The sequence below is a fragment of the Aeromonas veronii bv. veronii genome (assembly GCF_000820225.1).
Taxonomy (GTDB): Bacteria; Pseudomonadota; Gammaproteobacteria; order Enterobacterales; family Aeromonadaceae; genus Aeromonas; species Aeromonas veronii.
Genome location: NZ_CDDK01000043.1, coordinates 98446 through 112660 on the forward strand (window position 1 = coordinate 98446; position 14215 = coordinate 112660).

At 58.3% G+C, this 14215-nt stretch carries 17 protein-coding genes; 11 read left to right on the top strand and 6 right to left on the bottom strand.

Annotated features, from left to right (window positions below):
• Positions 1-24 precede the first annotated feature (24 nt).
• The 6 genes from BN1139_RS18675 to zapE form a co-directional block, all read right to left on the bottom strand.
• Positions 25-759, bottom strand: a complete 735-nt coding sequence (locus BN1139_RS18675; protein ID WP_005336280.1) for a cytochrome c1 — start codon at positions 757-759, stop codon at positions 25-27.
• Complete coding sequence (locus BN1139_RS18680; RefSeq protein ID WP_005336282.1) at positions 756-1973, bottom strand: cytochrome b; 1218 nt, start codon at positions 1971-1973, stop codon at positions 756-758. The genes BN1139_RS18675 and BN1139_RS18680 overlap by 4 nt, the downstream gene beginning before the upstream one ends.
• Positions 1974-1975: 2 nt before the next feature.
• A complete protein-coding gene (gene petA, locus BN1139_RS18685) occupies positions 1976-2566 on the bottom strand; it encodes a ubiquinol-cytochrome c reductase iron-sulfur subunit (protein ID WP_005336284.1) in 591 nt (196 codons plus the stop codon).
• Positions 2567-2861: 295 nt separating this feature from the next.
• Positions 2862-3254, bottom strand: a complete 393-nt coding sequence (gene rpsI, locus BN1139_RS18690) for a 30S ribosomal protein S9 (protein ID WP_005336286.1) — start codon at positions 3252-3254, stop codon at positions 2862-2864.
• Positions 3255-3269: 15 nt separating this feature from the next.
• The gene (gene rplM, locus BN1139_RS18695) at positions 3270-3698 is read right to left on the bottom strand and encodes a 50S ribosomal protein L13 (protein WP_005336289.1); all 429 of its coding nucleotides are present in this window, start codon (positions 3696-3698) and stop codon (positions 3270-3272) included.
• A 266-nt stretch (positions 3699-3964) separates the two neighbouring features.
• Entirely contained in the window at positions 3965-5059 is a 1095-nt protein-coding gene (zapE, locus tag BN1139_RS18700; protein WP_005355128.1) for a cell division protein ZapE, read from the bottom strand.
• Positions 5060-5199: 140 nt separating this feature from the next.
• On the opposite strand from zapE, the gene BN1139_RS18705 reads away from it, so the two are divergent.
• The 11 genes from BN1139_RS18705 to dagF all read left to right on the top strand — a co-directional run bounded on the left by BN1139_RS18705 (position 5200) and on the right by dagF (position 14109).
• Positions 5200-5580 carry a Z-ring associated ZapG family protein gene (locus BN1139_RS18705; RefSeq protein WP_005355138.1) on the top strand — a complete coding sequence of 127 codons (381 nt, stop codon included), beginning with the start codon at positions 5200-5202 and terminating at the stop codon, positions 5578-5580.
• Positions 5581-5661: 81 nt separating this feature from the next.
• Positions 5662-7023, top strand: a complete 1362-nt coding sequence (locus tag BN1139_RS18710; RefSeq protein WP_005336295.1) for a Do family serine endopeptidase — start codon at positions 5662-5664, stop codon at positions 7021-7023.
• Positions 7024-7132: 109 nt separating this feature from the next.
• Positions 7133-8248 (top strand): outer membrane-stress sensor serine endopeptidase DegS, encoded by a 1116-nt coding sequence (gene degS, locus BN1139_RS18715; protein ID WP_005355139.1) that lies wholly within the window; start codon positions 7133-7135, stop codon positions 8246-8248.
• A 323-nt stretch (positions 8249-8571) separates the two neighbouring features.
• Positions 8572-8931 (top strand): transcriptional regulator, encoded by a 360-nt coding sequence (locus BN1139_RS18720; RefSeq protein WP_005355140.1) that lies wholly within the window; start codon positions 8572-8574, stop codon positions 8929-8931.
• Positions 8932-8948: 17 nt separating this feature from the next.
• Positions 8949-9314, top strand: a complete 366-nt coding sequence (locus BN1139_RS18725; RefSeq protein ID WP_005355141.1) for an SFCGS family glycine-rich protein — start codon at positions 8949-8951, stop codon at positions 9312-9314.
• The gene (locus BN1139_RS18730) at positions 9314-9610 is read left to right on the top strand and encodes a DUF4312 family protein (protein WP_005355142.1); all 297 of its coding nucleotides are present in this window, start codon (positions 9314-9316) and stop codon (positions 9608-9610) included. The genes BN1139_RS18725 and BN1139_RS18730 overlap by 1 nt, the downstream gene beginning before the upstream one ends.
• A 39-nt stretch (positions 9611-9649) precedes the next feature.
• The gene (locus tag BN1139_RS18735) at positions 9650-10426 is read left to right on the top strand and encodes a DUF4311 domain-containing protein (protein ID WP_005355143.1); all 777 of its coding nucleotides are present in this window, start codon (positions 9650-9652) and stop codon (positions 10424-10426) included.
• A gap of 11 nt (positions 10427-10437) precedes the next feature.
• Positions 10438-11088, top strand: coding sequence for a DUF4310 family protein (locus BN1139_RS18740; protein ID WP_005355144.1), 651 nt, complete (start codon positions 10438-10440; stop codon positions 11086-11088).
• 42 nt (positions 11089-11130) lie between these two features.
• Positions 11131-12270 carry an amidohydrolase/deacetylase family metallohydrolase gene (locus BN1139_RS18745; RefSeq protein WP_005355145.1) on the top strand — a complete coding sequence of 380 codons (1140 nt, stop codon included), beginning with the start codon at positions 11131-11133 and terminating at the stop codon, positions 12268-12270.
• Complete coding sequence (locus BN1139_RS18750) at positions 12254-13369, top strand: DgaE family pyridoxal phosphate-dependent ammonia lyase (protein WP_005355146.1); 1116 nt, start codon at positions 12254-12256, stop codon at positions 13367-13369. Before BN1139_RS18745 ends, BN1139_RS18750 begins: the two co-directional genes overlap by 17 nt.
• Complete coding sequence (gene dagF / locus BN1139_RS18755) at positions 13369-14109, top strand: 2-dehydro-3-deoxy-phosphogluconate aldolase (protein WP_005355147.1); 741 nt, start codon at positions 13369-13371, stop codon at positions 14107-14109. The genes BN1139_RS18750 and dagF overlap by 1 nt, the downstream gene beginning before the upstream one ends.
• Positions 14110-14215 lie beyond the last annotated feature (106 nt).

Consider the following 14215-nt stretch of genomic DNA (forward strand, 5'->3'; position numbering starts at 1 on the left):
ATTATATTACCCGTATCTGGTCGCTTAGTGAACGTCGCGCCAGAATTCCTTCTTCAACAGCACAGTGAAGATGAAGAAGATCACGATGAAACCAAGCACCCAGAAGCCCATGCGTTCACGCTCCTGTTGTACCGGTTCAGCCGAGTAGACCAAGAAGTTTACCAGATCCAGTACCGTCTGATCATACTCTTCGTCATCCATTTCACCATTACCGTCAGATTTGATGCTGACAACCTGTTGGGTTTCCACTCCGTCAACCGTGTGAGTAGCGAACTCTGCACGGGGGGTTCCCTGCAACGGCTCCAGCACATGGGGCATGCCCACGGACGGGAACACGGCGTTGTTCACCCCGAACGGACGGGTCTCATCCACGTAGAAGGAACGCAGATAGGTGTAGATCCAGTCTGCACCGCGCACCCGGGCAACCAGAGTCAGATCGGGGGGCGGCGCACCAAACCACTTGGCGGCATCCTTCTCTGACATGGCGCTCTTCATCAGGTCACCGACCTTTGCGCCGGTGAAAATCAGGTTCTCTTTCATCAAATCTTCGGGGATCCCGAGATCTTCTGCAACCCGGTTATAACGCTGATACTGGGTAGAGTGGCATCCGGCGCAATAGTTCATGAAGGTGGCAGCGCCGCGTTGCAGCGATGCCTTATCACTCAGATCGTAATTGGCTTTGTCCAGATGAACAGCTCCGCCACTTGCAAATACCAGAGATGGCAGCAGGGTCAGCACTGCAAATATTATTCTTTTCATTTAAATGTCACCCTCTCCGGCAGCGGCTTGGTGCTTTCATTCTTGCTATAGAAGAACAGCAGGACGAAGAACCCGAAATATCCCAGTGAACAGATCTGGGCAACCAGCGTCAACGTCGGCGTCGATGGCAGCACCCCCAACACCCCCAAGATGATGAAGCAGACCACAAACTGGGCAATGTTCAGCTTGTGCAGCATGCTGCGATAACGCACTGAGCGCACCTTGCAGCGATCCAGCCACGGCAGCAGGAACAGTACCACGATGGAGAGACCCATCATGATGACGCCAAGCAGCTTGTCCGGCACCGCCCGCAAAATGGCGTAAAACGGCGTGAAGTACCACACAGGCGCAATGTGCTCCGGAGTTTTCAGACCGTTAGCCACTTCAAAGTTCGGTTTCTCGAGGAAGTAACCCCACATATCCGGCTTGAAGAAGATGATGGCGCAGAAGAAGAACAGGAAGCCAGCCACACCGATCATATCCTTGACGGTGAAGTAAGGGTGGAACGCCACCGCATCCAGCGGCCAGCCGTTCTCGTCCTTGTGCTTCTTGATGTCGATACCATCCGGGTTGTTGGAACCCACTTCGTGCAGCGCCAGAATGTGCATGGCAACCAGCATCACCAGCACCAGCGGCAACGCGATGACGTGCAACGCGAAGAAGCGGTTCAGGGTCGCACCGGAGATCACGTAGTCACCGCGGATCCACAGGGTCAGATCGTCACCGATGACCGGAATGGCGCCAAACAGCGAGATGATGACCTGAGCACCCCAGAATGACATCTGGCCCCAGGGCAACAAGTAGCCCATAAAGGCTTCTGCCATCAGCACCAGGAAGATCAGCATGCCGAAAATCCACAGCAGTTCACGAGGCTTCTGATAAGAGCCATAGATCATGCCGCGGAACATGTGCATGTAGACCACGATGAAGAATGCAGACGCACCGGTTGAGTGCATGTAACGCAGCAGCCAGCCGTACTCCACATCGCGCATGATGTACTCCACGGAGGCAAACGCACCTTCCGCGGAGGGGTTGTAGTTCATGGTCAGCCAGATACCGGTGATGATCTGGTTGACCAGCACCAGCATGGCCAGCGAGCCGAAGAAGTACCAGAAGTTCAGGTTCTTCGGTGCCGGATACTTGGCCATGTGGTCGTTGTACATGGCCGTGAGCGGGAATCGATAATCGATCCAGCCCATCAGTTTACTCAACATGGTCAGGCCTCCTTGCCATCGGCACCGACCTGGATGGTGGTGTCATTAATGAATTGATAGGGCGGAATGACCAGGTTCAGCGGTGCAGGCACCCCCTGGAACACACGGCCGGCCATGTCGAACTTGGAGCCATGACACGGGCAGAAGAAGCCGGACGTAACGCCCTGCACCTGCTCGCCAAAGCTATCAGGCAGATAGGAAGGTGAACACCCCAAGTGGGTGCAAATACCGACCGCGACAAAAATTTCGGGCTTGATCGATCTGTACCCGTTATGGGCATAGTCAGGCTGCTGCGGCTCTTCAGATGAGGGATCCCGCAGCTTGTCATCATGTGCAGCCAAGGCATCCAGCGTCTGTTTGGTGCGTTTCACCACCCAGACAGGCTTGCCTCGCCACTCGACACGGATGAGCTGACCCGGTTCCAACTTGCTGATATCGACTTCAACCGGCGCACCGGCTGCTTTGGCCTTGGCGCTCGGATTCCATGACTTTATAAACGGCACTGCGGTAAACGCAGCTCCTACCCCACCAACGGCAACCGTTGACCAGGTAAGAAATCTGCGGCGACCGGTATCAACTGGCGCATTGCTCATCCAAAAACTCTCCCATGTGGACTCCGCACATTCTTATAGTGTCCCTGTTCCCCATTTTTCCCGTGACAACAGCGGCGGAAGCTGGATTTACAATTGCCACAGAAAACAGGGGAAATTTTAAAGAAAAGATAACAACTTGACAAGAAAGAGCGGTGAGCAATGAAAACAATAAAGAAACAATTTTTTGTCTTTTGTGACGCGTGGTTAGCATTGATGTCGGTAATATTACCAATAAAAAAAGCCTGGCAACCGCCAGGCTTTTTTGACACTCGAAAGAGTGAGTACCAAAAGCGAATTAACGCTTGGAGTACTGCGGACGCTTACGAGCTTTGTGCAGACCAACTTTCTTACGCTCAACCTTACGGGCATCACGAGTAACAAAGCCAGCTTTACGCAGTTCGGAACGCAGGGTTTCGTCGTACTGCATCAGAGCACGAGTGATACCGTGGCGGATCGCACCAGCTTGACCGGAGATGCCACCACCGTTAACGGTGATGTACAGGTCCAGTTTCTCGGTCATCTCAACCAGTTCCAGCGGCTGACGAACTACCATGCGGGCAGTCGGACGGCCGAAGTACTGCTCCAGGGAGCGCTGGTTGATTACGATCTTGCCGCTACCCGCTTTGATAAATACGCGAGCAGTGGAGCTTTTGCGACGGCCGGTACCGTAGTATTGATTTTCTGCCATGTTGCCAGTTCCCGATTAGATATCCAGTACTTGAGGTTGCTGAGCAGCATGAGCATGCTCGGCGCCTGCGTAAACTTTCAGTTTACGGAACATGGCACGGCCCAGAGGACCTTTCGGCAGCATGCCTTTGACGGCTGCTTCGATTACCATTTCCGGTTTACGCTGAATCAGCTTGTCGAAGCTGATTGACTTGATACCACCCGGGAAACCGGAGTGAGCGTGGTACATTTTGTCGGTAAATTTCTTACCGGTTACGTGTACCTTCTCAGCGTTTACAACGATGATGTAATCACCGGTGTCAACGTGCGGAGTGTACTCAGCTTTGTGCTTACCACGCAGACGAGCAGCGATCTCGGTTGCGATACGACCCAGAGTTTTACCTTCTGCGTCCACAATGTACCAGTCACGTTTTACGGTTTCTGGCTTGGCAACGAAAGTTTTCATTAAGTTAAACCCAATTACCTGTTACAGACCCAATTGCTTATGGGGGCTCTCCCACAAACAACAAACGATGGCCTACCTGTACCCCTTCGAATACAAGTAAAGCTTAAAGTGTTGCTGTCTTATCGACAGCTGTAACGTGGGCCGGGCGATTATAAGTGAAGTTGCCTTAAATATCACCTGCTAATTTCACTGCCATGAAACCAGCAAATGTCGCCCGGCCCTACCTGCCGCAGATGCCCATCCGACTGGCAGGCGCGGTATTGTGACTAAGGAAGGTGCACTCTGGCAAGGTATTCGTGCGATTGCATTTCCTGAAGCCGCGAAAGACAGCGTTTGAATTCGAAATTCAGCAGCCCTTCGCCGTAGAGTTCTGTCATGGGAACCGCCGCCGACATGATGAGTTTGACGTGCCGTTCGTAGAACTCATCAACCATGGCAATGAAGCGGCGAGCCGCGTCATCCGTGCCTGTGCCCATTGGTTGCACATTGGCCAGCAGAACGGTATGGAACAGCCTGGCCAGCTCGATATAGTCGTTCTGGGAGCGGGGAGTACAACAAAGTTGCTCAAATTCCATATAGAGCACCCCTTCCCCCACCCCGAGCGACGCCAGCTGACGATGATTGACCTCAAACGCCCCCTCGCAAGCCGTGTGCCCACCGCTTAATTGCTGAAAATAGTGGTCAAGATTGGCTTTTGCCTGCAAATCCAGCGGGCAGTGATAAATCTCGGCTTGTTCCAGCGTACGCAGACGATAGTCGATACCGCCATCTACGTTAAGTACCTCGCAATGACGCTCGATTAGCTCGATAGCTGGCAGAAAACGGGCTCGCTGCAGCCCGTTGCGATAAAGATCCTGCGGCGGAATATTTGAAGTGGCGACCAGCACAACACCGTGACCAAACAGCTCCTGAAACAGCGTGCCCAGCAACATGGCATCGGTAATATCGGAGACGAAAAATTCATCGAAACAGATGATATCTGTCTCGCTGGCAAGCTTGCTGGCCACCAGCTTGAGGGGATCGGACTGCCCGCTCAGCCCCTGCAGTTCATCGTGAATGCGGTGCATGAAGCGGTGGAAATGGCTGCGCATCTTGCGCGTCCCCGGCAGGCTGTCGAAAAAAGTATCCATCAGCCAGGTCTTGCCTCGGCCCACTCCGCCCCACATATAGATACCCAGGACGGGCTCCGGCGGCTTGGGCTTTTGCAGCCAACCCAGCAGCCCTCGAGATCTGGTCGGAGTCGGGCGCCGTAGCAAATCCTGATACAGTCGCTCCAGCCTGCTAATGGCCATCCCCTGTGCGGGGTCGGCCACAAAGCCGGGGCGCAGCAGATCCTGCTGGTATTTTTGCTGCGGTGTCATCCTTGAGCGCCTCTCCAAGTCCCTGAATCGAGGACAAAATGGTATCACGGCCTCAGGACGCACGGTATAGTGCCATCAAGGCATGGCGGTTATAACGACCGCATAAACCCACTCTGTTTTAGCTGTAACAAGGAGCATCTATGAGTCTGTTAACTGGGATCCTGCTGGCTGTCGCGGCCTTGATTATCGGTGTCGTTCTCGGCCGTTTTTCGGTACGTAGCCGCGATGCTGGCCGTCTGGAACAGGAACTGAAGAAGGCCCACAAGGAGCTCGAGAGTTATCAGGGCCAGATCAACACCCACTTCGCCGACAGTGCCGCCCTGATGGAGCAACTGGCCGAGCAGTATCAGACCCTCTATCGCCACATGGCCGAGCAGAGCAAATTCCTGGCCAAGGCGCAGGAACCGCTGTTCCGCGAGTCATTGGTAGAAGAAGCCCCTGCCAATGTGGCAGAAGAGCCGGGCGTTCCGCCTCGCGACTATGCTGGCGCCTCTTCCGGACTGCTCAAGCAACCAAACTAGTTCCTCGCGGAACTAATTGGCCAGTCCCGTGGTCTGACCTTGACGATTGCAATGCAACTTTTTCTGGGAGCTGTTTTTCATATGCGTAAACCTCTTTCCATGCTCAGTGTGCTAGCCCTCAGTGTCGGTATCGCCATGTCTGCGGCCCCTGCTCAGGCTGCACTGCCTTCCCTGTTAGGTTCAAATCAGGAGATGCCAAGCCTGGCGCCTGTTCTCGAACAGGTCACCCCGGCGGTGGTCAATATCTCGGTTTCTGGCAAAAAAATTACCCGTCAGCGTCTGCCGGAACAGTTCAAGTTCTTCTTCGGCCCCAACATGCCCGATGAACAGGTGAGCGAGCAGCCGTTCCAGGCGCTCGGCTCCGGTGTCATCGTCGATGCCAAGAAGGGTTACGTGATCACCAACGCCCATGTGGTTCACGAGGCGGACGAGATCAAGGTCAATCTGAAGGATGGTCGTGAGTACGCGGCCAAGAAGATCGGTGAAGACAAGCAGTCCGACATCGCTCTGCTGCAAATCAAGGCCGAGGATCTGGTGCAGATCAAGTTTGCCGACTCCGACGAGCTGCGGGTGGGTGACTATGCGCTGGCCATCGGCAACCCGTTTGGTCTGGGTCAGACCGTCACCTCCGGTATTGTCAGCGCGCTGGGCCGCAGCGGCCTCAACATTGAGAATCTGGAGAACTTCATCCAGACCGATGCGGCCATCAACTCCGGTAACTCCGGCGGCGCCCTGCTCAACCTGCGTGGCGAGCTGATCGGTATCAACACCGCGATTCTGGGCCCGAACGGTGGCAACATCGGCATCGGCTTTGCTATCCCCTCCAACATGGTGCGGGATCTGACCGAGCAGATCGTCAAGTACGGTGAAGTGCGTCGCGGCCAGCTGGGTATTACCGGCACCGAGCTCACCTCCGACATCGCCAAAACCTTCGGTTACAACAAGAAGGATGGTGCCTTCGTCAATCAGGTCATGCCTGATTCGGCGGCCGACAAGGCGGGCATCAAGGCCGGCGATATCATCGTCAGCATCGATGGCAAACCGGTTCGCTCCTTCGGCGAGCTGCGTGCCAAGATCGCCACCATGGGCGCTGGCAAGCAGGTCGAACTGGGGCTGATCCGCGATGGCAAGTCACAAACTGCCAAGGTAACCCTGAAGCAGGCCGATGACAGCGAAGTACGCGCCAGTGCGCTGCATCCGGCACTGGAAGGGGCCAAGCTGAGCACCACTACCGACCCGGTCTCCGGCGTCGCGGTGGCCGACATTGATCCTCGCTCTCCGGCAGCCGCTTCCGGCCTGCAGAAGGGTGACATCATCATCGGGGTCAACCGCCTGCGCATCAACACCCTGGGCGAGCTGACCAAGGCGCTCAAGAACAAGCCTGACGTGCTGGCGCTCAACATCCAGCGCGGCGACTCCTCGCTCTATCTGGTGATCCGCTAACACCCGGGTTGTTCGCCACTCCCTCCATCACCCGCGGCCTTCACCGCGGGTGATTTTTATCCATCGATAGTGTTATTCTCTGCGCGCAGCCTGTACGGATGAGAATGACATGAAAATCCCCCCTTTAGTCAGTTACTTGGGCAAGTCTGTCGGTTTTGGATTGACCGTCGCGGCGCTGCTGTTGCTGCTGTTTCCCCATTTTCGCGGTGGTGCCCAACTGCCCGGCATCATCACCAATGCCCGTGAACTGAGTTTCTCCTATGCCGCCCATCGGGCAGGCCCTGCTGTCGTCAACATCTATACCCGCAGCTTTGCCCCCAATCAGGGCAATCAGGGGGAACTGCGCCCGCAAGGGCTGGGTTCCGGCGTCATCATGAACCAGCGCGGCTATGTACTGACCAACTACCACGTCATCGCCGATGCCGACCAGATCATAGTCGCATTGCAGGATGGCCGCGTCTTCAGCGCCGAGCTGGTCGGTACCGATCAGCTCACCGACCTCGCCGTGCTCTATATCGAGTCAGACAACCTGCCGGTGATCCCGCAGGATCCGGAGCGACTGCCAGAAGTGGGGGATGTGGTGCTCGCCATCGGCAACCCCTACAACGTCGGCCAGACCATCACCCAGGGCATCATCAGTGCGACCGGCCGTACCGGCCTCTCCAGCATGGGACCTGACAGCAATGGCCGTCAGGATCTGCTGCAGACCGATGCCGCCATCAACGAAGGCAACTCGGGTGGCGCGCTGGTCAACGGCCGTGGCGATCTGGTGGGTATCAACACCGCCACCTATCACCTCAACGGCAATCAGGAGAGCTACGGCATCAGCTTCGCCATCCCCTACCGGCTGGCAAAACGGATCATGGATGAGCTGATCGCCAACGGCCGGGTGATCCGCGGCTACCTCGGGATCTCCAGTGTCGAGATCAACCCCATAGTCGCGCGGATGATGAACCTCGGCGACCTGCGTGGTCTGGTGGTGGAGAGTCTGGATCCCAACGGTCCGGCGGCCAAAGGCGGCCTCCAGCGAGGGGATGTGCTGCTCAAGATCAACGGAGAGGCCATCAGTGGCGTACGCGGCGCCATGGACAAGATTGTCGAGAGCCGCCCCGGCACCAAGCTGACCATTTCGGTATTCCGCTCCGGCAAGCCGCTGGAAGTGGTGGTCACCATAGAGGAAGACCTGCGCTATCAGCAGAGAACGGCCAGCTCGAGCGCCGCATAGGCCAGCTAGCGTCACTCCTTTTTATGAGAAGGGCGGGAAACCGCCCTTTTCCATATCTGCCCCCTCGACAACGTCGCTTACCGTGAGATGACTCACAGTTTCCCACAACGCTTGCCCTCTCCCCGCCCCCTGATTAGTGCGCTACCGATCACACAAAACCAGCTTCAATAAGCACTCTTTTTGCCTTTTCAGTATCCAAACGATCACTTCGGGGCCATTTCCTCAGGAATTTCCGCTTCGAATCGGAAAAACGCTGCCTCCTCCACATCGACGCGCAGGCTTAGGGTAACGCCATACCTTCTGCCAGCCTTGGAGAGCAGACATTGCAAACAGAGACTCACGACCAGACCCTGACCCCGAACAGCCCGGAGTTGCTGCGCCAGACCGATCATATCCTCGCGCGCATTTATCCCCTGCTGGCCGAACAGGGCATCATCCCCAACGAGGTGCAACGGCAGATGCTGGCCTCCCATGTCAAAGCCATGGTGTGGCGCTCCCACAGCGGCGAGCCCCTGCCGGAGGTTGACCTCAGCCTGTTTGAAGAGATCTCCCCCCTCTCACTTCGTCTCGCCGAACAGGTCGTCAGCTGGCTGGATCAGCTTGCTTATGAGGAGGCACACCTCTTGTCCGTCCATTTTGAAGTCGCCAAAGAAAACGAACTCAGCTCGGTGCAGAACCCGTAACTCAAGGAGAAATCGATATGACAGCCATCAAACTCGTGATTGGAGACCGTCTCGGCAAGGGTCAGAAAGTGGGCGCAGGCGCGGAAGCTGCCGGGGCCAACGTGACCATCATCCCAGGCATGGCCGCTGACATGAAGCTCGGCGACGTGATGAACAAAGAGCAGGCGGATCTCGGCATCTCCTTCTGCGGCAGCGGCGGCGCAGGGGCGATCACCGCCCAGACCAAATACGGCTACAAGTGCCGCTACGGCATGCGCTCTGTTGAAGAGGGCGTCACCGCCATCAACGAAGGGTGCGTGGTGCTGGGCTTCGGTTTCATGGACAAGGAAGAGCTGGGCCAGAAGCTGGTCGAAGCCTTCGCCAAGAAGCACGGACGCGCCTGATGAAAGAGAACTTCATCACCCAGGTCATCGTCAACGGCAAGGGGACGACCCGCCAGCAGGCGTTTGCCTCCGCCCTCAGCCAGGTGCAACCCACACTGCTCAAGGACAACCAGCAGGTACTGCTGCGTATTGAGCCGGTCGATGTACAGGTGCTCAAAGCCGAGGAGTCAGTCCGGGTGGAGAAGTTCCTGTTCTTCTTCCTGCCGCGCCAGCGCCGCGAATACCGCGTCCAGCTGGAGATCAAGGTTCAGGTCACCAGTCTGGATGTCGCCAAGGTGACATTCACCCAGGTGTGATGCCTGCGCAGGCACAACCCCACAAGAAGGATACGTTGGATGTTTCTAATCATTTTTATCAAGTCACTCATCATTGGCGGCCTGGTTGGCGTCGGGGTGGGGGCCGGCGCGGCGCGGATGTTCCACGCCCCGACCGTACAGGGCATGGGTGCCTTCCGCACCCTGGGCGAACTTAACTCCTGCGAGGGGGATCCCGCTTCCCACTTCTCGTTTGGTCTGGGCTTCTTCTTCAACGCCTGGGCCTCGACCGTGGCGGCAGGCGCCTTCACCCAGGATGTGGATCACCGCATCATCCCGCACTGGGCCACGGCGGCACTGCTGTTCAAAAATCGGGATCTCGCCACCACTCTGCACGACCCGAAAAAGATGGCCATCGCCGGCGGCATCATAGGTGCCATCGTGGTCGCCTTCCTCAACAGCACGGCCGCAGCCGTCCCTGCAGCATTGCAGGTCACTGCGGTCAAGGTGCTGGTACCGGCCGCCAACCTGCTGGTCAATACCGTCATGCCGGTGATCTTCTGGCTGGCAGCCATCGAGGCGGGCAAGAAATCCGGTTTCTGGGCCACCATCTTCGGCGGTCTGGCACAGCTCATCATGGGCAACGCGGTACCGGGTCTGGTGCTCGGCATCCTGATCGGCAAGGGCGTGGAAGAGAGCGGCTGGAACCACGTCACCAAGGTGATGATGGCGGCCATCGTCCTGCTGTTCGTGCTGAGCGGCTTCTTCCGCGGCTTCGACATGAAACTGATTGAATCCTTCCATATGGGTGTCCCCCTGTGGCTGGAAAGTGTCCATAACCTGCTGAGCGGCAAATAAGGGGTCACACCATGGATGAGAAACTGAAAAACAACTTCTGGTACGCCGACTGGTCATTCCCCATCTTCGTCGGCCTGCTCTCGGCCGGGGTCTTTGCCGGTACCCACATGTTCTATCTGTACGGGGTTGGAGCCTTCAACGAGGTAGCCTTCGTCGCCATGCTGAAAGCCGGAATGGACACGGGTGCCTACGGCGCGGTAGCCGCGTTCGGTGCCAGCTTCCTGTTCGCCCGCATCATCGAGGGCTCCCTGGTGGGGATCCTGGATATCGGCGGTGCCATCCAGACCGGGGTTGGCCTCGGAGTGCCAGCCCTGCTGCTGGGGGCCGGCATCGTCTATCCGGTGGAGAACTTCGGCGCCTCGCTGGCAACCGGCATGGGGATTGGTCTGGCCATCGGCTACGTCATCATTCTGGCGCGCAAGTTCACCATCAACCAGAGCAACTCCACTTACGGTGCTGACGTGATGATGGGTGCTGGCAACAGCTCTGGCCGCTTTCTCGGCCCCCTCATCATCCTCTCCGCCATGGGCGCGTCCATCCCCATCGGCATCGGTTCCCTGCTGGGTGCCCTGCTGTTCTACGTGTGGGGCAAGCCCATCACTGGCGGTGCCATTCTGGGGGCCATGCTGCTGGGTACCTTCTTCCCGGTCGCCCTTGTGTAAGTATCAGCCGCCCTGCGGGGTGGCTCGCCAGAGGTTATCAGCATGTACGACATGATCATCAGAGCCGGGCGCCAGGGAGATGGCCAGCTCGTCGATATCGCCATCAGGGAGGGCAAAATCGCCGCCATCGGCTCCCTGCTGGAGACGGCAACGGCGCGGCAGATCCTAGATCTCGCAGGCAGGATCCACGTCAGCGCAGGCTGGATCGACGGCCACACCCACTGCTACCCCGCCTCTCCCATCTATCACGATGAGCCGGACAAGGTGGGTGTGGAGTCCGGCGTCACCACCGTCATCGACGCTGGCAGCACCGGGGCCGACGACGTGGATGACTTCCAGCGTCTCACCGCTGGCTGCAAGACCCGGGTGCACGCCCTGCTCAACATCTCCCGAATCGGCCTGCTGCGCCAGAACGAGCTGGCCGACAACCGGGACCTCGACATGGATCTCACCTCGGCAGCCATTCGCCGCCACCCCGACTTTATCGTTGGCATCAAGGCGCGGATGAGCGGTAGCGTGGTAGGTGAGAACGGCCTGCAACCGCTGCGCATGGCCAAGGCCCTGCAACAGGCTCACGGCCAGCTGCCGCTGATGGTGCACGTGGGTAACACACCGCCGGATCTGGACGAGATCGTCGCCCTGCTGGGGGATGGCGATCTGCTGACCCACTGCTTCAACGGCAAACCGAACCGCATCCTGACCCCGGCTGGCGAGCTGCGGGTCGCGGTGCGCGAGGCGATGAAACGGGGGCTCTTGCTCGACATCGGCCACGGCGGCGCCAGCTTCAGCTTTGAAGTGGCAGAGCTGGCCATTGCTCAGGGGATCCTGCCGCACACCATCAGCTCCGACATCTACTGCAAGAACCGCATCAAGGGGCCGGTCTACAGCCTGGCCCACGTGATGTCGAAGTTTCTCGCCATCGGCATGACGCTGGAGCAAGTACTGGCCTGCGTCACCCATCAGGCCGCCGATGCCCTGCGCCTTTCCGGCAAGGGGCGGCTCGAGGTGGGCGCCGATGCCGATCTGACCCTGTTCGAGGTCGCCAGCGGCCCGACCCTGTTTATGGATACCGAAGCCCAGTCCCGCAGCGGTGACCAACAACTGCAGCCTCTCGCCGCCCTGGTCGGTGGCGAACTGGTTCTGACTCACTATGGGAAATCACACCATGCCTTCTGTTTATGAGAAATATCAGCTCAAACCGGTGATCAACGCCTCCGGGCGCATGACCATTCTCGGCGTCTCCACCCCCGAGCAGGAGGTGGTCGATGCGGTCAATTTTGGCCTGGGCCACTACTTCGAGATCAAGGATCTGGTCAACAAGACCGGCGCCTATCTGGCTGGTTTACTGGATGTGGAAGATGCGGTGGTGGTCTCCTGCGCCAGTGCCGGCATCGCCCAGTCAGTCGCCGCCATGATAGTACGCGGCGATCCCTACCGCCTCGAGCACCTGCATGCCCATCACCATGAGGTGCCGAGTGAAATCGTGCTGCCCAAGGGGCATAACGTCAACTTCGGCGCCCCGGTCGGTACCATGGTCAATCTGGGTGGCGGCAAAGTAGTGGAAGCCGGTTACGCCAACGAGTGCTCCCCTTCCCAGCTGGCCGCTGCCATCAATGCCAACACAGCAGCCATCCTCTACATCAAATCCCACCACTGCGTGCAGAAGAGCATTCTGTCGGTGGCAGAGGCCGCCGAGGTGGCCAAGACCCACGGGCTCCCGCTCATCGTCGATGCGGCTGCCGAAGAGGATCTGCGCCTCTACTACAACCAGGGTGCGGACCTGGTCATCTACAGCGGAGCCAAGGCCATTGAAGGACCCACCAGCGGGCTGGTGCTCGGCAAGCGTCAGTACGTGGAGTGGGTCAAACAGCAGGCCAATGGCATCGGTCGCGCCATGAAGGTGGGCAAGGAGGGTATCCTCGGCCTGACCCACGCCATCGAGCGCTATCTGGCCAAAGAGAAAGAGAGCGGCGCCGCCATGGTCGCCAAGATGAGCCCCTTCATCGAGCGCCTCAACCAGCTGCCCGGCGTCACCGCCAAGGTGGTATGGGACAGCGCAGGGCGCGACATCGCCCGCACCGATATCGCCTTTGACCACCAACAGATCGGCATGACCACAGTGCAGGTCGTCACCCGTCTGCAACAGGGCACGCCTGCCATCTACTGTCGTGGCTACAAGGCCAACGAGGGGCACATCGAGATCGATGTGCGCAGCGTCACCGTGCCCCAGCTCGACCAAATCCACTCCGCCATTGCCAACCTCGTTCAGGAGAATCGCTGATGTCCCTTACCCCCAACTACTACCGTGATCGGGTCTGTCTCAACGTGCTGGCAGGTTCCAAAGAGAATGCCGGAGAGGTGTACGACGCAGCCGAAGGCCACGTGCTGGTCGGTGTGCTCTCCAAAAACTACCCAGATATTCCCTCCGCAGTTGCCGATATGAAGGAGTACGCCAAGCTTATCGACAACGCCCTCTCCATCGGGCTGGGAGCCGGCGATCCGCGCCAATCCGCCATGGTGGCCGAACTGGCCTGCCAGCTGCAGCCCCAGCACGTCAACCAGGTGTTCACCGGTGTTGGCGCCAGCCGGGCGCTGCTCGGCCAGTCACAAACGCTGGTCAACGGCCTGATCTCCCCCACCGGCATGCCGGGCATGGTGAGGATCTCCACCGGTCCACTCAGCGCCGGGCAGCCGGATGGCATAGTGCCCATCGATACCGCCATCGCCCTGCTCAAGGATATGGGCGGCAGCTCGGTCAAGTTCTTCCCCATGGGCGGGCTGGCCTGCCGCGACGAGTATCAGGCTGTGGCCGAGGCTTGTGCCCGCCACGACTTCTGGCTGGAGCCCACCGGCGGCATCGATCTGGAGAACTTCGAGGAGATAGTGCGGATTGCGCTGGACGCCGGAGTAGAGAAGGTGATCCCGCACGTCTACAGTTCCATCATAGATAACACGAACGGGCACACTCGCCCCGAGGATGTTCGCACTCTGCTGGCCATAGTGAAACGACTGTTGGCCTGATGGCAGTCACAGGCGCCGGTTCAATCACTGACCGGTGCCTGGCTTGTTGATGACCCACTTGTTAACATCGACCCTTTATCTCGCAACAGGAGTCTTGCATACCCCC